At 42.8% G+C, this 19,240-nt stretch carries 15 protein-coding genes; 3 read left to right on the forward strand and 12 right to left on the reverse strand.

What is annotated here, in order from left to right; all coding sequences use genetic code 11:
- Positions 1–109 precede the first annotated feature (109 nt).
- The 9 genes from GGD38_RS08770 to GGD38_RS08810 all read right to left on the reverse strand — a co-directional run bounded on the left by GGD38_RS08770 (position 110) and on the right by GGD38_RS08810 (position 14,601).
- Complete coding sequence (locus GGD38_RS08770) at positions 110–5,293, reverse strand: carbohydrate-binding domain-containing protein (protein WP_375298378.1); 5,184 nt, start codon at positions 5,291–5,293, stop codon at positions 110–112.
- Between the two features lie 181 nt (positions 5,294–5,474).
- Complete coding sequence (locus GGD38_RS08775; protein WP_375298377.1) at positions 5,475–6,719, reverse strand: FecR family protein; 1,245 nt, start codon at positions 6,717–6,719, stop codon at positions 5,475–5,477.
- 149 nt (positions 6,720–6,868) lie between these two features.
- Positions 6,869–7,462, reverse strand: a complete 594-nt coding sequence (locus tag GGD38_RS08780) for an RNA polymerase sigma factor (RefSeq protein ID WP_375298376.1) — start codon at positions 7,460–7,462, stop codon at positions 6,869–6,871.
- A gap of 102 nt (positions 7,463–7,564) precedes the next feature.
- Entirely contained in the window at positions 7,565–8,272 is a 708-nt protein-coding gene (locus tag GGD38_RS08785) for a hypothetical protein (RefSeq protein ID WP_375298375.1), read from the reverse strand.
- A gap of 137 nt (positions 8,273–8,409) precedes the next feature.
- A complete protein-coding gene (locus tag GGD38_RS08790) occupies positions 8,410–9,387 on the reverse strand; it encodes an alpha/beta hydrolase (RefSeq protein ID WP_375298374.1) in 978 nt (325 codons plus the stop codon).
- 20 nt (positions 9,388–9,407) lie between these two features.
- Entirely contained in the window at positions 9,408–10,190 is a 783-nt protein-coding gene (locus GGD38_RS08795; RefSeq protein ID WP_375298373.1) for an alpha/beta hydrolase, read from the reverse strand.
- A gap of 160 nt (positions 10,191–10,350) precedes the next feature.
- A complete protein-coding gene (locus tag GGD38_RS08800; RefSeq protein ID WP_375298372.1) occupies positions 10,351–11,727 on the reverse strand; it encodes a sigma-54-dependent transcriptional regulator in 1,377 nt (458 codons plus the stop codon).
- Entirely contained in the window at positions 11,724–13,667 is a 1,944-nt protein-coding gene (locus GGD38_RS08805; RefSeq protein ID WP_375298371.1) for a tetratricopeptide repeat protein, read from the reverse strand. The genes GGD38_RS08800 and GGD38_RS08805 overlap by 4 nt, the downstream gene beginning before the upstream one ends.
- 28 nt (positions 13,668–13,695) lie before the next feature.
- A complete protein-coding gene (locus GGD38_RS08810) occupies positions 13,696–14,601 on the reverse strand; it encodes a helix-turn-helix transcriptional regulator (protein WP_375303791.1) in 906 nt (301 codons plus the stop codon).
- A gap of 265 nt (positions 14,602–14,866) precedes the next feature.
- Here GGD38_RS08810 and GGD38_RS08815 point away from each other — a divergent pair, with 265 nt between their 5' ends.
- Positions 14,867–14,989 carry a hypothetical protein gene (locus GGD38_RS08815; RefSeq protein WP_375298369.1) on the forward strand — a complete coding sequence of 41 codons (123 nt, stop codon included), beginning with the start codon at positions 14,867–14,869 and terminating at the stop codon, positions 14,987–14,989.
- Positions 14,990–15,089: 100 nt separating this feature from the next.
- Here GGD38_RS08815 and GGD38_RS08820 read toward each other — a convergent pair whose 3' ends face one another.
- Genes GGD38_RS08820 through GGD38_RS08830 form a run of 3 tightly spaced genes read right to left on the reverse strand, consistent with a single transcriptional unit; the run spans position 15,090 to position 17,158 of the window.
- Positions 15,090–15,527 (reverse strand): organic hydroperoxide resistance protein, encoded by a 438-nt coding sequence (locus GGD38_RS08820; RefSeq protein WP_375303792.1) that lies wholly within the window; start codon positions 15,525–15,527, stop codon positions 15,090–15,092.
- A gap of 27 nt (positions 15,528–15,554) precedes the next feature.
- Positions 15,555–16,358, reverse strand: coding sequence for an alpha/beta hydrolase (locus GGD38_RS08825; protein WP_375298366.1), 804 nt, complete (start codon positions 16,356–16,358; stop codon positions 15,555–15,557).
- Positions 16,359–16,399: 41 nt separating this feature from the next.
- The gene (locus tag GGD38_RS08830) at positions 16,400–17,158 is read right to left on the reverse strand and encodes a DUF1223 domain-containing protein (protein WP_375298365.1); all 759 of its coding nucleotides are present in this window, start codon (positions 17,156–17,158) and stop codon (positions 16,400–16,402) included.
- Positions 17,159–17,468: 310 nt separating this feature from the next.
- Between GGD38_RS08830 and GGD38_RS08835 the strand changes: the two genes are divergently transcribed.
- A complete protein-coding gene (locus GGD38_RS08835; RefSeq protein ID WP_375298364.1) occupies positions 17,469–18,488 on the forward strand; it encodes a sensor histidine kinase in 1,020 nt (339 codons plus the stop codon).
- Entirely contained in the window at positions 18,469–19,233 is a 765-nt protein-coding gene (locus GGD38_RS08840) for a LytR/AlgR family response regulator transcription factor (RefSeq protein WP_375298363.1), read from the forward strand. The genes GGD38_RS08835 and GGD38_RS08840 overlap by 20 nt, the downstream gene beginning before the upstream one ends.
- The last annotated feature ends 7 nt before the right edge of the window (positions 19,234–19,240 follow it).

Here is a 19,240-nt window from a genome sequence, read left to right on the forward strand (position 1 = left end):
TAAAAAATAAAATACACACCCGTATGTATAGTGCTTTTCAGGGATAAAAATACAAAGGCCCCCCGCTGTGCCGGAGGGCCTTTTGTTTGTTTCCATCACTAAAACATCCCTATTGAAGCACGATCAGTTTCGTTATGAATACGTTATTTATCTTAACCATGTAAATTCCGGTGCGAACATTTCTGTTGAGATGCACCTCAATTGTGCCGTCATTGTTTGGCTCAACCTGTTGCTGAACTACTTTACCTACCAGATCGGTAATGGTTACTGTGATCTGTTTTCCCTTCAGGTAATAAGGTACTTTTAGATATACATTACCACCAATAACCGGGTTTGGATACACTACAACGTCACCAATAGCATCATTATCGCTGCAATAGCCCAGCTTATCACCATGTTTCAGATGTGCAGCTACTGCTGAAGTGCCTACACACTCGCTGTGTTTGTTATGACAGATCACCACTTTATCGCCCCAGTTGCCACATTCAATATTGATACTTTCAATTTTAATGGAAGCGGTAGCCTGGCAACCTGCAGCATCGGTGATGGTCACAGTATAAGTACCGGCAGCGGTAACAGCTATAGACTTAGTTGTTTTATTATTACTCCATTTATAGGTATAAGGAGCTCTGCCGCCCTGAGGTTGCGCCTCGATGGTCAGCGAGTTTATATAACCAACATAAATGGTATTTTTCTCAGAACCTGATTCGTTTACTGCATATACATCAGGAATGCTTGCTTTTAACGATACCGGGTTGGTGTCGTCACAATCAGTATTATTGGCAACGCCACAGGCAACAGGGCTACCAGCGCCCAAACCGTCGCCATCGGTATCTGCATAAAGTAATTTGGTATCATCACAATCTGTATTATTAGTTACATAACCTGCTGGTGCAGTTGAAACGCAAAACAGCGCGGTTTGGTTAGAACCGAATCCATCATGATCAGCATCTGCATAATACATGATCGGCTCGTGAACCAGGGCATCATTATCATTACAATCTGAATTATTGATAGCATAGCCCGCTGGTGCATCGTTTTGTGCAAACAATACAGCAGCGCCTGTACCGTAACCATCGGCATCAGCATCAATATAGAAACCTTTGTTGATGGTGAGTTGTTTCGACACCGCATTAGCGGCCAGGTAGAAAACATCACCACCTTGTGTAGCAGTAATGGTAACCACACCTGCAGATACCGGCTGAATTTTACCGTTTACGATCTTAGCTATGTTCTCATCTGAACTTGTAAGTGTCACCGGCAGTTCAGAGCTGGCAGTAGCACCCGCCTCAAATTCAGCTGCATCAAACATCGCTGGTTGCATATCGCTGAAAGTGATGGTTTGTGATCCGGCATTCAATAAATTAAATGGTGCAAAGTTGGTAACACCCGTATAGCTTACCTGGTAGTTTGTACCAATGGCAGCCTGGGGCGCAACCGATCCCAAAACATTTGTTTCAGCTGCTAAACGCATAGTGGCCGCAGCATCACACAACGCATTTGCCTCTGTGGTATTGTAACCAAAAGTAAGATCAGTAGCTGTTGCAGTAGCGGGAGTAATAGTCCAGCTTCTGTTGATAGCATGGCTTTCATAAGCTGTGCCTACACTCAAACCGCCTTGTTTTACGTTAGCGGTGAATACAGTGGCAGCAGCAGGTGTAACTGTTACAGGGTTGTAACTTGTAGCGGTACCTATCCACAACGGAGTTGCGGTGTTGGCACTGACCAAACGGGTTACGGTACCAGTTTGGTTATCGCCTTTCAACGCAAACCATTGCGTGGGGGCGCCACCACCTAAAAAGGTAATACCGGTTGGTTTTACAGAATAAGTACCGGTTGAAAGAACAGTGATGCTTGTAACTGCACCATCGGTAAGGTTAGCAATGGCATACGCTGGCGACGAAGATGTACCACCGGTAAAGAGTACAGCCGGCGAAGTAACATATCCTGAACCACCGTTTCCTGCAAATGCATAAGTACCCGCTACAGGGTTATTGGCATTAAAGGTTACACCACCAAGGCCGGTTGCTACCGCAACAGTACCGGTATGATTACTGGTGTTAATACTTTGTCCGTTTGTTGAGCTGTTCAGGTTCAATGCGGCGGTAGAACCGTCAATTACACCATTATCGCCTACATTAATGCTGATCTTTTGCGTTGGCATAACGCGGAACAACCGTACGGTAGAACCGAGTTTTAGTTTTCCATTCACATTTACCACCAGCTCATTGGTTGCCGTGTTCTGGTTAGTACACAGGTTGAACTGTGCATTAGAACAATCGAGCGTACCATTGATATTATAGGTCATGGTGCCGCCGGTATTGGCAAATGTAGAAAAGCCATAACCATTTCCGAACTGGCCATGAAATGCACCCAGGCCGCTGTTACCGTTAAGGGTAACTGTTTTTCCTTCATTAATAGTAAGGGTTTTAGCGCCGGTACCGTTGTTGCCATTCTGCAGTGTTAAGCTGCTCACCATAGCACCTGCGTAGTTCCTGATTTCCATATCGATATCGATAATGAACGTTTGGTTAGAGCTTTGTGCACTGTTGGGTGAGAAACGGGCAATGTTCACTACACCGCTACCGGTAAAGGTGGTTGTACCTGAACCAGCTACAAAGACCCTGATACCAGAACCAATTGCAGTAACCGCAGAACCAGCAGGAGCGCCGAGGCGGCCATTGATTGAAAGTGAAGTTGCTTTATTCGTAACCAGGCTAAACACGCTTCCGGCAGGAGCAGTAGTAGCAGCCAGCACGCCTGTTCCAGTGATTGAAAGATCATTCACGGTAAGGGTGTTTGACATGGTGTGGGTACCGTCAATTACGGTTAGCCCAGAAACAGTAAGGGCAACCTGTTGTAACAGGGTGCCTCTTTCATATACTGTGTAATTTTTTGCTAGTCCCGCCGTGGTGGCCAATGTGACCGTATGCCCGGCTAGAATGTGAACATTCGTGTTGGCCGTGGGCGCGGTAGTAGTAGTACCGCTGTACCCCCCATTCCCATCTGAGATATTCCAGGTACCTCCATTCCAGTTCATATTCCCGGTTGACACATAATCACCGACAGCAATACCTGTAATCGTAAGCGTTTGTGAAACATTCGCAGCAGCAGCAAAGGCATCGTTACCTTCCTGTGAAGCAATAATAGTTACCACACCAGAACCTACAACTTTAATTTTATTATCAACGATGGTAGCAACACCGGGGTTTGAGCTTACAAGAGTTACTGGTAATCCAGAGCTTGCCGAAGCACCTGATTCAAAATCAGCATCGCCCAGTTTCTTTGTAGGCATTACACCAAAAGTGATGGTTTGTGCTTCCAAAGCGCCTATATAGCTAAGTGAAAAACTATTGATGTTAAAAGCATTGCTTGCACCTGTAATAAATACGCGCATGCTTTGTACGCCGGCTTGCAGGGTGAATGCCGTACCTACAGTTATCTCTCTCCAATCCTGACCACCGCTTGAGTATACAGTTCCGTATGGTATTCCTATGTTGCCGGTTTTGTCGTCACCGTTGAACTCAACTCTTAATGCGCCATTGTCAGCAGTTGCAGCGTAACGCATTTTCAATTTGTAAGTACCTGCAGTTGGAACAGCTACGGTATAGTTGATCCATTCGCCTTTCTCAAGTGCTGTAAGGTTGTAACCACCTTCATCGCAGGTCTCAATATCTACCGCTTCACTTGTTCTGTACTGACCCCCGGTGTTAGCAGCAGTATTATCATGATATACTTTATCCTGTCCATCGGTAGTAAAGTGGTCGAAATCTTCAGCTTCTATTTTGCCGGGCACCACATGCATATTGTAAACAGGTTTGCCATTTACAAACTCAACGGGATCACCAGGACAGTTGGCCGGCCTGCGGTAAGCTAAACCACCATAACCGGGAAAGTCGACTTGGAAACCCTGCGCTTCCAAACCAGACTCTCTTGTAGAGATGTCGAATGCACGTTGCAACCATTTGTAGTTGTCGGGACTTAAGCCAATGCGATCGCGGTAGTGCGCCAACGCCATTTCATGGAAAGGATAGGCGGTGAATTTAAAGTTTGTACCTCTTGTTAAAGTAACAAAGTCTTTTTCGAGGTAGGGGTTCATTTTCTTTGATAACCAGCGTCCGGTGCGGTCTCTGCGTTGAATGAACTCGCCATTCTCAACAGTAGGCTCCCATGGAGAAGTTTGATCGGCAAAGGTATAGTTCAGTGATGCATTGTAACGCATACCGAATTCAATTCCTTTCAATACCCGGTAGTTGAGAAAGCTATACATATCATCACCCTGGTTCCAGGCCATTTCACACATCGTGTTAATAATAGCAACCCCCGTAATTGTGTGTGACTGGTCCCTGGAAGCCTCCTGGCACTGGCCGTTCTCCCAGATATAGTTAGCGATAGGTTCGTTATAACCATAATCTTCAGTAGAACCCACTGTAGAGCCCAGGGTGTATTCATCATAATAATCGTATGTAGCAGATGGTGTGGCAGATACTGCACGTGGGCCTGAAGGATAAGGCAGGTCATCTGCACGGTGCGGCATGCCCATCATATAACGGAGCGCGCGGTCGTACATGATCTCGTTATCCATAAAGATACCCATGGCCATTAAACCACGCATAGCGAAGATACCCTGGTTACCATGACGACCAGCGTCGCCATTATACATATACCAGTAGAAGGTAGCATCTTCGGCCGCAATAGCAGCAGCAGGCACCGCGGTAGTTGAATAACCGGGATACACCAGCATTGCCTTGAATTTATTGATATCGCTTTGTGCCCAGCCAGTGTAAGTGCTTTTGATGATCTCGGCGCCCTCCAGCATTTTCCAGATCACACGGCCGGCATCGAGCGCCATTGTTCCGTTTGATTCAATATGGGTAATGTTTGCCCATGCATTCAAACACTGTACGCTTTTTTTGGCATGTCTTTCATCACCAGTAATTGTCCACATAATAGCATTGTAATAAGCAGCCAATGCATCGTACTTGAACTTTTCGTAGTTGTAACCAGCTATTGAAGAAGGTTCTACCAGGCGGGTAACACTGGGGTTACCCTGAACGGTATAGTTATAGCTGGCATATGGGTTTTGTGATAAGTTTTGAAAAGAAGTTTTGTAAGGTTCTTTTCCTGCCTGCACCATATATTTCATACGGTCGAGGTCACTTTTTTTATGGCTGATGCCGGGGTGCGCAAATACTCGTTGCGCATATGTTGTTTTATTGAATGCGACCATCAACAGCATTACTACAAGTACAGGCATGCGCATCCCTTTCGAAAATTGGGTAAAAATTTTCATGGACGAATTTTAAACTGTGTTAAAAAGGGTAATCGAACTACGGTAGGGTACCCGGGGAATCTCTAAGGCTTTTTTATCCGGGTTAGGGTTTAGGTGTTTTTATTTCTAATCGCACTACAGGTTTTTCATAAATCAATTTATTTTTTTAATGTTGTTTGGTTTGTGGAGAGTTACCAATATGCTATAATACAATGATCTTCTTATCTTCTATGCTGAACTTAGCGCCATTGGCCAGGTTCAATACCTTCAGTACATCGCTGAGGTTGGTATTACGTTTTACCTCAAAAAACAAAGGATCGTCTTTTTCTATATCTCTTTTATACACCACCTCAACATCGTACCAGCGCGATAACTGGCGCATTACGGTTTGTATATCTGCTTTTTCAAAATGGAATACGCCATTCTTCCAGGCCATTACATTGTTTACATCTACTTTTTTCACCTGCACATCGCCATGCACTACAGCCTGTTCACCGGGGCTTAAGATTGCTGAAGCTGTATCTTTAGCTGAAGTATTTGGGGTGGTCACGAATTTCACTTTTCCTTCGAGCAACGTTGTTTTCACCGCTTTTTCATCATCATATGCATTGATGTTAAAGTGAGTACCTAACACCTGCACCTGGCCCATATCGCCACCGGTTTTCCTATTTTTTATATCAACCAAAAACGGAACCCTTTTACCATCTTTTACAGTAACCAGTTTGGCCACTTCGAAATAAGCCTCACCGGTAACCTGTACTTTTCGTTCTTTAGCATTGAATGTGGTAGGATATGTGATCGATGACTGGGCATTCAACCAAACTTCACTTCCATCGGGCAATACTATTTTATACTCACCGCCTTTGGGCGTTGACAATGTATTGTATGCTACTTCACCCTGTTTACCTGCTGCCTTACCTTTATCGGTTTTATAAACCAGCTGGCCGTTCTTCAGCTTTACTACAGTTGCATTTCCCTCTTCAGCTACAACACCGTTAGCTGCATTGTCCAATACAATGGTTGAACCATCAGCAAGTGTAAGCAGGGCTTTGCTTCCACCGGGCGCTACATCGTTCTTCATTACTGCGGCGGTTGTTACACCTGGTTTTACAGAACGGTTCAACATAAACCAACCGGCAGCAGTTAACAACAACAAAACAGAAGCAGCTGCTGCAATGCGACCAAATGATATGCTGCGTACCGGTGTTTCATCTATTTGTACCACCGGTGTTTCATCGGCTTCGAAGATCGCCTGCAATACAGCCTGTGCATTTTTTTCGGGCATGGTGTGTATTACCGGTCTTTCTTCCAGCATTTTATCAATCAATTGCTGCAGGGCTTCGTCGTTACCACTTTCCTGTAGCAATCGCATTAATTCTTCTTTCTCCTCTACGGTGCAGGTTTTATTTGCGTACCTGTTCAATAAATACTCCAACGATGCAGACATACTCTAATCAGGGGTTATGAAATTTTCAATGTTTTGCACAAGTGACCACATATATAGAGACTACTGTACGAAACTGTTTGGGTGAGTTGGGGTGAAAATATTTTTAAAATATTTTTAAAGCGGAGCTAAGTAACGTGAATATCAGGCAATTAATAATTTCTTATCAGAATGATAAGTGCAATGGAAATGTCGAGGCGGGCAAGACAATAGGTGCGAATGCTGCGCATGGCCTGCGCCAGATGGGTCTTAACGGTTTCGGGAGACAGGTGTAGGGCGGCAGCGGCCTCTTCCCTTTTCAACCCTTCTTTTTTAATGAGGTTGTACACCTGCTTTTGCTGTTCGGGCAGGCGATCGATGGCGGCTTGCAATATGCGGGTATATTCCTTATTAAGCACCCTGTCTTCTGTATCATGATCATACAGCGGTGCATCCTGTATAGCGCTTACTTCGAGCGACTCCTGGCGGGCTATACGTTTCAATGCCGTGAATACATAATTTCGGGTAATGGTAAACAGGTAGGCCTTAAAATGTTCTACTTCGTGAAGTGAATCTCTTTTTACCCAGATCTTTAAAAATACATCCTGTACAATTTCTTCGGCCACTGTTGTAGACTCAGTAAGCTCAAAGGCGATAGAGTAAATTTTGTTGCGGTAATTATTATATAACTGTGTAAAGGCATTCCTGTCTCCTTCAGCCACCAGCTTCAGTAACTCATGTTCGGTATATGATGGTTGAAACGACAAGGCGGTTTAATTGTTTAATTAACAGGTAAAAAGGATTTTAAAACGCTCAATCAACGCAGCTAATCTACGTTGTTTAAAGAATTATAAAAATTTATTTTTCTTTTACCCGCCAATTCTCACTTCTTCAAGCTGCTCAATTTCAACTTTATAATTACTTCTGGCGATCACTTTCCCATTGTAAGCACTAATGAATTTTGTGTATACCATATTAGTGGCGGGGTCCATTATTGAAGTGATCTGGTACACCACTGTTTTGTGAAGCGGATCAATACCCAGAAAGATCTGATCGATGTCGTGGATGGGTTCAGTTTTATCGGTTAGGGCCGTTTCAATAGCTTCGTCGCAGTTAATTACCTTTTGCCTTTTAAGGTCAAGGGATTCCAATTGCACTTTCCGCATAAGCTCACCCTTTTTATTATAATCGACCCTAAACAAAAAAGGGATATTGTCATTCAGCTTTAATTCATATAAAAATGAATACACATGCTCTATTTGATTACCCTGCTCATCTTTATACCGGGCAACATCAAACATCTTGTTTTTAACCGTTGAATCAAAAACAAATACCTTCTTTACAGTTAGCTTTTTAAAAAAAGAGCGGGAGGTTTCTTTTATGGTAGCCTGATCGATCTTTTGTTTTATTGAATCGGGGATAACACCGGTACTTTCGAATGTTTTGAACCTGTTATATGGGTAGTCGAAACCAGGAATGAACGCTTTGTCGGCAAACCGGACACTTTTGCACATTGTTTGGCCAATAGCCATAGATATTGACAAAAATACCAGCAATGCGGTAAATGCAGTTTTCATAGAAAAGGAAGTTAATGGCGGCTAAATTACACAAGTTGTTCAAAAGATAAAATATACCAACAAAAAAGTGGCAGTTGGGTACCCGTAAGAGCCCCAACTGCCACTTATTGCGCTGATGCTAAACCGAAAAGGTATACTTATAATACTTTTTTTAATTCGGCTGCTGCTGAAAGCAATGCCGATTTTACTGTAGGCAGTTCAGCCAGCGCATTGAGTAACCCATAATCATGTATCATTCCCTGGTATCTAACTAATGTAACAGGCACACCGGCTTCGTCGAGTTTGCGGGCATATGCATCGCCCTCATCTCTCAACACATCGTTTTCAGCCACTTGTACCAGCGCCGGTGGTAATCCTTTTAATTGTTCCACGCTTGCTCTTAGTGGAGAAGCATAGATCTGCGCCCTGTCATCGGCATTTTTTGTATAGTTATCCCAAAACCAGATCATCATATTCCTGGTAAGGAACCGTTGTTCTGCAAACTCGTGGTACGAACCGGTATCGAAACTGGCATCGGTTACCGGCCAAAACAAAACCTGTAATTTTATCTCAGGACCTTTTTTATCTTTTGCCATCAGGGCCACTGCCGCTGCCATATTGCCGCCCACACTATTACCTACTATGGCCAGGCGTTTTCCATCAACCTCTATTTCGCTTCCATTTTCCGCCACCCATTTCAATGCCGCATAAGCCTGATTGATAGCAACGGGATATTGCGCTTCGGGCGAAGGGGTATAATTAACAAATACAGCTACGGCGCCGGAGTTCACCACCAGGTCGCGTACAAAACGCTGATGTGTTGGAAAATCGCCCAGCACCCAGCCGCCACCATGAATAAATACAAACACCGGCAAAGTGCCCTTTACGCCTGCCGGCCTTACTATATGTAAAAGAAGCGGAGACCCATCGGCAGTAATTGTTTTTTCGGTTACGTCAACACCCGATACATCTACTTTTACCGATGACTGTGCGCCAACGAGAACAGCTCTTGCTTCCTGGGGCGTCATTTGCTCCATGGGCTTTCCGCCGCCACTATTGAGCGCTGTCAAAAACTTTTTGGTTCCGGTCTCAATTCTTGGATCCGATGAAAAATCAATGGTAGTTTCCTTTCCCATGTTAGGTATTTTAATGGTGATTAATTTTTTTGTATCCAGTCCAGCATAAATTGTGCGTCTTCCTTCCAGGTAGGTTGTCCTAATACAAAATGGCTGCGGCCATTTCTAACTACAAAATCAGTAACCGAGGACCTACTTTTGTATTTCTTAAAATTCCGTTCATTCAGGGATGCGGGAATACATTGGTCGTTGCTACCTGCAACAATAAGGAGCGGATTGTGTTCGGCATTGAAATCAACTTTTGCAATACTCGTTAAAGTGCCACGGATGGCCCGTTTTGATTCGGGTATGGCTAAAGTTTCGTAAGCTTTCTTCTGCTCTTCAAACGACATGCCATTGGTAAATGCATACTGCCATTTTCTAAAGCTTATAAGGTAGGTTTTATTAATACTGGTAAAGAAACCCAATGCCGATAGATTGGATTTATAAAAACTTAGTTCATAAGGTATAACGCCCTGCGGTGGTACAGAATGGATGGCTATACCGGCAGCGCCCAGTGAATTATTCAGCAGTATTTGAACCAACAGTCCACCAAGAGAATGACCGATGAGGATAGGTTCTTCGGGTAGCTCCTGAATAATGTCTGCATAATGCTCAATCAGTTCGCCCAGGGTTACATAAGCGATCTCACTGTTGGGATGTTTACCCCGTAAAGTTTCCACATCCGCTTCTTTGCCCGGCCATGGCGGTATCACTATCTTAAACCCTCTTCTTTCAAAAAAAGTTTTCCAATTATCCCAGCAACGATGGCTTACAAATGCTCCTGTTATAAATAGGATCGTCCTCGATGTGATGCCCGACATATTTAATTGTTTAATCAATCATCTTTATACAAAGCTATCGTAGCCCTGTAGCAAAGGCAATTGACAAACAATTACATTTCTTGTATAAATCGGTGGTATGGAAGGATAAATGGAGGTAAGGATTGGGGGGCTTATGGAAAGGTACTAATTTTTAACAGTATTAATTTTTGTGATCGGTTAATTTAGATTTATCAATACCCAGCTTTTTCATGCGGGAATTAAGGGTAGAAACGTTTAGCCCCAACAATTCAGCAGCCCCGCCTTTTCCAAATACCTTGCCGTTACATTTGGCCAGTACAGAAATGATATGCTCCCGCTCCAACTCCTCAATAGTTTTAACCTGCTGCTTTTCGTTTTGCACTGCCGTTGTACCTGGCGATAAAAAAATCTGGTTAACCACCTTGCCTTCTGTAAGTAATACGGTGCGCTCGATCGTATGCTCCAGTTCCCGTACGTTACCAGGCCAGTTATTGTTCACCAGTGTTTGTATGGCGGCGGGGGAGAACCGAAGTTCATGCAGTCCCATTTTTCTTGCGTAGTTCTCTAAAAAATATTCGGCTAACAAAGGAATATCTTCCTGGCGGTCGCGCAGGGGCGGCAGGTGTAATGGAAATACATTTAGCCTATAATACAGGTCCATACGAAAGCGGCCCCTGGCTATTTCTTCTTCGAGGTTCCTGTTAGTGGCAGCAATAATGCGTACGTTAACTTTTATGGTACTGCTTCCACCAATACGTTCTACTTCTTTCTCCTGCAGTACACGTAACAGCTTTACCTGTACATCGGCTGCCAGCTCCCCTATTTCATCGAGGAAGATGGTTCCACCCTGGGCCTGCTCAAACTTGCCGATCCTTCTTTCGGTAGCGCCTGTGAATGCACCCTTTTCATGACCGAATAAAATAGATTCAATTAAGGTTGCCGGCAGGGCGCCACAGTTAACTTTTACCAGTGGCTTCATTTTACGGGCAGATTGCTCGTGAATACATTCTGCAATACGTTCTTTGCCGGTACCACTTTCACCAAGAATAAGCACCGATGTATCGGTAGGCGCCACTATACGCAGGTGTTTGATCACCGTTGCCAATTTTTTGCTTTTTCCTATGATGCCATGGAAATTCTGGGGGTCTGGTGTTGTTTGGTCCTGCTCTTTTAATAATGATTGCAGGCTATGTTTATGCTGGTAATTGGCGATCTCCAACATTACCAGTACATCTTTTTCGCGAAAGGGCTTTACCAGAAAGCCGTAAGGATGCGTTTCTTTTGCTTTTTCGAGGATCTCTTTATTTGAGTTGGCAGAAAGATACACAAATGCGATGTTCTTTTTTTTGAGCATATGTGCCAGGTCTATACCCGTTAAATCGCCCTTAAGAAGAATATCCAGAAGCACCAGTGTGGGCTGTTGTTTTTCGATGAGCTGCAAAGCAGTTTCCACCGACCGGGCGATGCCGCATACATCATAGCCGGCCTTATTTAAAATAAGCTGTAAATTATTGGCTTCAATAAACTGGTCTTCTACTATCAGGATCCTTTCCTTCATGTGTGGTTAAATTTCTGCTCATTCACCATGGTTGTTTCAAAATCAAGTATAATACTCGTTCCATGGTTGCTTTTCAACGTGAACTCAGCATTTATATCACCGCTTAATCCGCTGATCAATTTCAAACCTAAACTTTTTGATGCGGCAATGTCAAAATTATCCTTAAATCCAACACCATTATCCATGATCAGCAAATTTACTTTCCTTTCTGTTGTTTGCTTCATGCTAATTGTTATCTCTTTGTTGAACTGGCTGGGAAATGCATGTTTTATAGAATTGGTGACGGCCTCATTTATAATTAACCCCAGCGGAATTGCCTGTGAAATATCCAGTTCAATATGCGGTATTGAAACATTGAACCTGATCTTTTGCTTAAGATCGTAGGAGTCTTTTAAATAATTGATCAACTCACTTGAATAAGTATGCATATCAACCGAGGCAAAATTGTTTGCCTGATATAATTTCTGATGCAATAACGACATGGTATGCACCCGGTTCTGACTGTCTTTTATGGCCAGCAAAGCATCCTGGTTGCTTAAAAAAACAGTTTGTGACTCCAGTAAACTAACTATGGTTTGCAGGTTGTTCTTTACCCGGTGATGCACCTCCTTCATCAACCATTCCTTTTCACTTAGTAATTTTTCCAGCTCATTGTTCTTTATAGCGATCTTTTTCGATGCGCGGCGTATTTGCCTGTACTGATACCCCAGCAAAAAGCATACTACAAGCAATATAAGAATGCCGGCAATGGTAAACCTTCTTACAAGTGTTGAATTGTGTAATTCTATTGTATGTTGTTTATTCAACAGGTTCAGCTCTTTTACCCGGGCGTTTGTTTGGCTTAACTCATATTCTGCTTTTAATGAAGCAATATTCTTTGACAATTTTTTGTAATAGAAACTATCTGACAATAATTGCTGACGTTCAAGGCTTACAAACGCTTTGTTTATATTACCTGTTTTTTTATATATCGGAATTATTGCCTTCAAATATCTTATTTCCTGGTTATACAAACCCTTCTGATACGAAAGTTGTATAGCTTCCTCCAGGCAGGTAATGGCCTTATCAGGCTGTTTCTCATAGGTACGGGCCAGTCCGTACAACGTTTGCAACTCGCGCAACACATTCTTTATTTCCCTTGATTTGGCCAGCGCTTCCTTTTGAAAGGCAATTGCCTTGTCAACCTGCCCTTCGCGTGCATATACCGAAGCGAGGGAGTTTATTAATGTGATCTGCAACCCCCGGTATTCGGCAACATTGCTTTGCTTTATCCCTTTTTCAAGGTGCAGCTTTGCCTGGTCATACTGCCCTATATCGCGATACAGCATACCGTAATTATTTTCAATATTCAAACTGATATTCGACAGGGGTAGTAAACGGTTAATTGAGTCTGCCGTATTAAGATAGCCCAGTGCTACCTGAAATTTTTTCTGGTCCTGAAATGCCCAGCCTATACATTGGTTGGCTTCCATCATACCAAAACGGTCGCCATTTTTTTCAGAGATCCGCAATGCATCGAGAAAAAACTGGATCGCTTTATCAAAACTACCATTGCGCAGGGATACAACGCCCAGCCTTATCATGGAGCTTGCAACGCCGGCCGAACGCTTTGCTTTTGTAAACAGCGCATGCGCCGTACGATATTTTATTTCAGACTGTTCAAAATCACCATTGTTATCGTCAATCATGCCCTGTTGTAACAACATGGCGGCTACGCCACTGCTATCGCCAATGGCCCGGCTGTAAGCAATACCCTCATTCGACAATAGAATGGCTGAATCGGGTTTTACATACCGGTAATACTTTACCAGCCGCTCAATAGAGTCAAACTTTTTTTGCTGGCCAAAGGCCGGAAACGAAATGTTGAACGCTACTAAAAGACACAGCGGCAATAAGAAAAGAGGCCGGGCTGTATTAACTGTTGTTTTGACGCGATGCATGGTTTTACAAATATATCAAGAAGCCCGCTCACGCCGGATTTTGGTGAACATGAAATTGTTTAAAGCAGGTAAAAGTGACGCCGGTATTATTCTTAAAAAATTTACTAAAATGCGCTACATCATCAAAACCAAGGTCATAGGCAATTTCTTTCATGCTTCTGTCGCTGTATTTTGCCTGCCGTTTTGCTTCCAGCACAATCTGTTGCTGTATGTGGTAACTTGCCGAAAACCCTGAATTCTTTTTAATTACATGGTTCAAATAACTGGCACTGATGCACATTTCATCGGCATAATCAATTACCATTTTCTTGGTCTTATAATTCTTTTGCAACAGGCTGAAGAAAAGGCTGGCTAAATGATTGTCGCGTTTATGGGGATTTACCGATCTTTTTGTAACATATTTCCGGGTGAGGTAAATGGCAAACACCTTAAACAGGCCAAATAGAATTTCTGAACGTAGTAAGAAATAGTTCTCATATTCCCTTTTTAACTTTACCAGCAATTCATCTATTTCGCCACTCAGTTCTTTATCTATTTGTACATCCAGTGGTTCCAATGCCGATTGAAATGGCTGACGGCTCTCAACCAGGTTGGAATACGTTTGGGATAGATAAATAAAATCGGCCGATGCAGTAATATAATAGCCCTCCATTTGTGAAGATGACTTAATAGTTCGCAGTTGCCCCGGGAACAGGCAAAAGATCCTTCCACCGGAAAAATGATATGTATTCAGGTCAACGATCAGCTGACCTTCACCCCGGGTAATATAGATGATCTCATAATGCTGAAGCTTTTTAGGTACGCCCTCAGTCAATTTATTACCGGTTAAGGATTGTATTGAATGAATTTCAAAATGGGCGTAGGGCGCTCTTTGTTGATCTACTGAAATGCCAGGCTGCGGCGCGGATAAGGAAATGGTTGCGTTCATGTTCATACGATTTAAATTATATCAGGTAAACGACCACTTATATAGCCAACCGCCATGCCAAAAACACATACATTTCATAACCAGATAATTATGAGAAATTGAAGAATGGGCATTGTTGATATTTCGCTAATTGGGTCTTTTATTGGTGAAATGTCATCATTTTTTCATGTTGATATTCGTTTAAATTGAAAGAGCAGGAATAATCCTGCCCTTTTTTCCAACCTCCATATCAAAACGTTAACCTTACGTCCTCTTAGTGCTTTAACATATCATGGGCATACTGAATACCTATACCATAAGCGCCACCGTATTTTTTGAATTGATATCACAAAACTATTTCAACAGCGAAGAAAGGTCAATAGACAAATGGTTTATTTCGTTGTATGATTCATAGCTATTAATTGTACAACAGACAAAATAGTTATTATACGCAAAAAGCAGCATCCCGCTAAAGCGGGAGCTGCTTCTCTCCTCATGTGACCCATCAGCCTCTCTTAAACCAAACTAATTGTTACATTAATATTACCACGGGTTGCTTTTGAATACGGACAGGTTGCATGCGCTTCTTCAATAAGTTCGTGCCCCAGCTCACTATCTATACCAGGCAAACTAACATGAAGGCGTGCCTGTAAAAAATAGGCACCTGCAGTTGCCCCCAAATCAACCTCAGTATCTACTGCTGTGTCGGCAGGTAATCTCAGGTTTCTTTTTGCGGCGGCAATACCCAGGGCGCCAATGAAACATGCCGACCAGCCTGCTGCAAATAATTGTTCGGGGTTTGTGCCTTTACCGGCTGCGCCCGGTGTTTGCAATTCTATATCCAACCGGCCATCAGAACTTTTAGAAAAACCTATGCGGCCACCAGTGGTATGGGTTTTACCAGTATACAATACCTTTTCAATTGTTGTTACGTTCGATACTAAAGTTGCCATTGTTATAATTTTTAATTGTTTAATTACTTATTTATTATTTGCGGCACTAATGATCACATTAGCTACTGCATTTGCCTGAGAGATAAATACTACATGACTTCCTTTCAATTCAGTTACTTCAGCCCCTGCCCTTTTATACATATTGCGTTCTATATCGGGGTTAAGCGCTTTATCTTCTGTAGCCACAATGCCATAACTGGGTTTGGTTTTCCAGGCAACTTCGGTAACCGGGGCGCCAAAACAGCTGGCGAAAATGGGTACTTGTGAATCGCTCATAAAATCGGCTTCTTCTTTACTTACATCAGCAGCAAAGCCTGCATGAAATTTTGCTTTGTCGAAATAGAGTATACCATGCTCATCGGGAGGTAAAATACCGCCTTCGGTTTTCATGGGCAACGACATGGCCAGTTGTCCGGTAGCTTCGCCTTTATCGGGCATAAAAGCGGCGATATATACCAGTGCTGCTACTTTGGGGTGTGTACCAGCTTCGGTAATTACCGTTCCGCCCCAGCTGTGGCCTACCAAAACAACGGGGCCATCCTGTTTATCCAATGCGCGGCGGGTAGCATCAACATCATCTTTAAGCGAAGTGAGCGGGTTTTGAACAACAGTTATATGGTAACCTTTCTTTGTTAATATGCTGTACAATTTTTTAAACCCCGATCCATCGGCAAAGGCGCCATGAACAATTACCACATTCTTTATTTCATTTGGAGCCGGTTCACTCTTAGGCGGCTCAGCCATTGACCTCAATGATAAACCTAATACTAATAAAATGGCGGTAAGGATCTGTAATACACTTCTGTTGGCTGTTAAGGAATTGTTTTTCATTTTTTAAAGTTTAATATTTTAAGAATGATGATGTAGTTGAATTAAAATGTGGCTTTGGTTGCCGCGGTAATACGTCCGTCTTTTTTGTGCTGCACAAACCCTATCAGCTCAAAACCCTTAGCATTGAAATCGGCCGGCAGATCGATGCTGATCTTTTTTGTGTTGTTTACATCCTGTGTATACAACTGCCTTACTATTTGTACATGTGTTAGCTGCCGTCCTTCGTTTTCACCGGCCTTTACATTACTGGTGGCTGCTTTTTGCACCAGCGCCAATACCAGTTCGGCATTCTTTTCGGGTGTTGCTGTAAAATCAACATGCAGTTTGCTGCCTTCTACATGCGTTTGAAGCGTTAATGCATTACCAGCAGGTTGATCGAGCTCTTTGGTTATTGTTTTAGTGATAGGCCCTTCGTATGACCCAACAAACTCCTTACGGCCATTCACAACCATTTGCGGCGTGTATACTGTTTCCAGGTTTAACCAATCGGCATACTGGCGCTGGCGGGCAGTAAATGACGCATCGCTGAAGCGGTCTTTCCAACCCTGGTGGTCCCAATAGTCAACATGAAATGCCAGTACGTAAACCGATTTGCCGGGATTGTCGTTCCGGATCTTTTCAATGAGTTTATCGGCGGGCGGACAACTGGAGCAACCTTCCGATGTGAACAGTTCCGCTACCACAAAACCATTATTAGTACCTGGTTCACCTGTTTCCTTTTTTTCTTTTTGAGTGAAGGGGCGCGCAAACGCAGCTGCCATCACTGCTACTGCTATTAAGATTATTGCTGCTGTTTTCATAAATAAATATTTAATTGATGACACAAATAGACAACAGAAATGACGGGCAGGAATGCATAAAATGCCGGTTTGGACAAAGAAGGAGGTGAACTGGACAGTTGAGGCTTCTAAGTAGAACTTTATTTTTAAAAGGGAGATCAAATTTCTAAGTAATCGAAGTAGGAAGTAAGAAGTAGGAAAAATAAATCCAGAAATCGCTAAATAAGTTGTCTAATTCAGGCCGCTAGTTGTCTATTTCAGGGAAGATATTGCCAACACGGCTCCACTACCTCATGGAAAGCAATGTTTTCCATATATATTTGATACTGCAATGAAAAAGCAAACCTTCAAAATATCGAATAAAATAATCTGGTCGAGCTCGATCCTGGTGGGTATACTGATGTCGATACCCAAGATCGCGGAACGCCATTTTAATCTTTATGAAACGATCGTCAATTTCGTATTAACAACCCTGTTCAGCCTGTTCGTTTGGTATTTTAATATATATACACTACCAACTTACTCCAAGAAAGATATTGCCACCGGGTTTTCGGTGCAACGGATGATCCAGAACCTGGCAATAGGTCTTTTGATCATGTTTGTACTGGCCAGCCTGCAACAATTCATATTAAGCCACCTGCCCTTTACCGCCACCATGGTAATGGTTGAAGTAAGAGGTGTGCTCATCAGCATTACATTTTACATGTTCATTCACCTGTTGTACCAAAGCTATCACAACCAGCAGGTAAGCATTGAACTGGAACGTTCGAAAATGGATAACCTGGGTGCGCAATACGAATTGCTGAAACAACAGGTGAACCCACACTTCCTGTTCAATAGTTTGAATACGCTGAAATATATGGTGGAGAGTCGGGATGAACATACGGTGGAGTTTGTTTTGAAACTGTCGGACTTTTACCGCTTTACCCTCGAAAGCCGTAAGCTGAACCTGATAAAAGTTTCGGAAGAATTGAAAATACTGGATTCGTACATATACCTATTGAAAGCGCGGTTCGAAGAAGGTATCGATCTTTCGATCAACGTCGATCTACACGTGCATCAAACATATATACCTCCTTTCACTTTACAATTACTGGTTGAAAACTGTATCAAACATAATGTGGTATCGTTGGAGCGCCCGTTACAAATAAAGATCTATTCGGAAGGTGATTATATTGTGGTGCAAAACCCAATACAATTGAAAAGAACACCGGAAGCATCTACCGGAATGGGGCTTGAGAATATTAATCAGCGTTATAAGCACATGCTCGATAAAAAAATGATCATAGAACCAACTGAACAATTCTTCACCGTAAAACTGCCTGTAATACATGAAAATAGTCATTATTGAGGATGAGATAAAAGCAGCAAAATCACTGGCCAACCTGATATCGCAAATAAAACCCAATGCCAGTATTGTGGCCAGTTTGCAAAGCATTGAAAGCGCGGTGAACTTTCTCACCCAAAATGCAGCACCCGACCTTATATTTATGGATGTGCAGTTGAGTGACGGATTGAGCTTTGAAATATTTAAATCGGTTAAAATAAATTGCCCCGTTGTTTTTTGTACGGCTTATGGCGAATATGCCATGGAGGCTATTAAAACCAATGGCGTCGATTATATTCTAAAACCTTTTTCAAAAGAACAATTAGAACAGGCTTTTGAAAAAATAGATAGCTTTAAAAACTTCTTTCAGCAAAACACACAGCCCAATCTCGATGAACTTATAAAACGACTGGGTGTTGCGGATGAGGGTAAAAAAAGTTTCCTGGTGTTCAAAGAAAACAAATATGTTACCATTGCCACAGACCAGATCGCTTTTATTTATATAAAACACGATACTACCACCATTGTAACTTTTCAGCAGCAAACCTATACCCTGCCCCAGTCAATTGACCAGGTGCAGAACCAACTTTCTGCCAAACAATTTTACCGGCTTAACCGGCAATACCTGGTAAACTTTAGCGCCATTAAAGAAGTGGAGCATTACTATGGAAGAAAGCTGTTGGTTAAACTGGTTGTTCCCAATCCCGATGACCTGTTGTTAGGCAAAGAAAAAACCACCGCGTTTTTGCAGTGGCTGGAAAATAGATAGTATTTAA

Origin of the sequence: Niastella sp. OAS944 (assembly GCA_024809215.1) — a bacterium.
Classification (GTDB): Bacteria; Bacteroidota; Bacteroidia; order Chitinophagales; family Chitinophagaceae; genus Niastella.

What these genes read in the sequence shown, in the direction of transcription:
- GGD38_RS08785 (WP_375298375.1), bottom strand. Translation starts at nt 8,272, where the DNA reads ATGAAAACTGCATTTACCGCATTGCTGGTATTTTTGTCAATATCTATG.
- GGD38_RS08805 (WP_375298371.1), bottom strand. Translation starts at nt 13,667, where the DNA reads ATGCATCGCGTCAAAACAACAGTTAATACAGCCCGGCCTCTTTTCTTA.
- GGD38_RS08775 (WP_375298377.1), bottom strand. Translation starts at nt 6,719, where the DNA reads ATGTCTGCATCGTTGGAGTATTTATTGAACAGGTACGCAAATAAAACC.
- GGD38_RS08790 (WP_375298374.1), bottom strand. Translation starts at nt 9,387, where the DNA reads ATGGGAAAGGAAACTACCATTGATTTTTCATCGGATCCAAGAATTGAG.
- GGD38_RS08825 (WP_375298366.1), bottom strand. Translation starts at nt 16,358, where the DNA reads ATGAAAAACAATTCCTTAACAGCCAACAGAAGTGTATTACAGATCCTT.
- GGD38_RS08795 (WP_375298373.1), bottom strand. Translation starts at nt 10,190, where the DNA reads ATGTCGGGCATCACATCGAGGACGATCCTATTTATAACAGGAGCATTT.
- GGD38_RS08810 (WP_375303791.1), bottom strand. Translation starts at nt 14,601, where the DNA reads ATGAACATGAACGCAACCATTTCCTTATCCGCGCCGCAGCCTGGCATT.
- GGD38_RS08770 (WP_375298378.1), bottom strand. Translation starts at nt 5,293, where the DNA reads ATGAAAATTTTTACCCAATTTTCGAAAGGGATGCGCATGCCTGTACTT.
- GGD38_RS08800 (WP_375298372.1), bottom strand. Translation starts at nt 11,727, where the DNA reads ATGAAGGAAAGGATCCTGATAGTAGAAGACCAGTTTATTGAAGCCAAT.
- GGD38_RS08835 (WP_375298364.1), top strand. Translation starts at nt 17,469, where the DNA reads ATGAAAAAGCAAACCTTCAAAATATCGAATAAAATAATCTGGTCGAGC.
- GGD38_RS08830 (WP_375298365.1), bottom strand. Translation starts at nt 17,158, where the DNA reads ATGAAAACAGCAGCAATAATCTTAATAGCAGTAGCAGTGATGGCAGCT.
- GGD38_RS08820 (WP_375303792.1), bottom strand. Translation starts at nt 15,527, where the DNA reads ATGGCAACTTTAGTATCGAACGTAACAACAATTGAAAAGGTATTGTAT.
- GGD38_RS08840 (WP_375298363.1), top strand. Translation starts at nt 18,469, where the DNA reads ATGAAAATAGTCATTATTGAGGATGAGATAAAAGCAGCAAAATCACTG.
- GGD38_RS08815 (WP_375298369.1), top strand. Translation starts at nt 14,867, where the DNA reads ATGGGCATACTGAATACCTATACCATAAGCGCCACCGTATTTTTTGAA.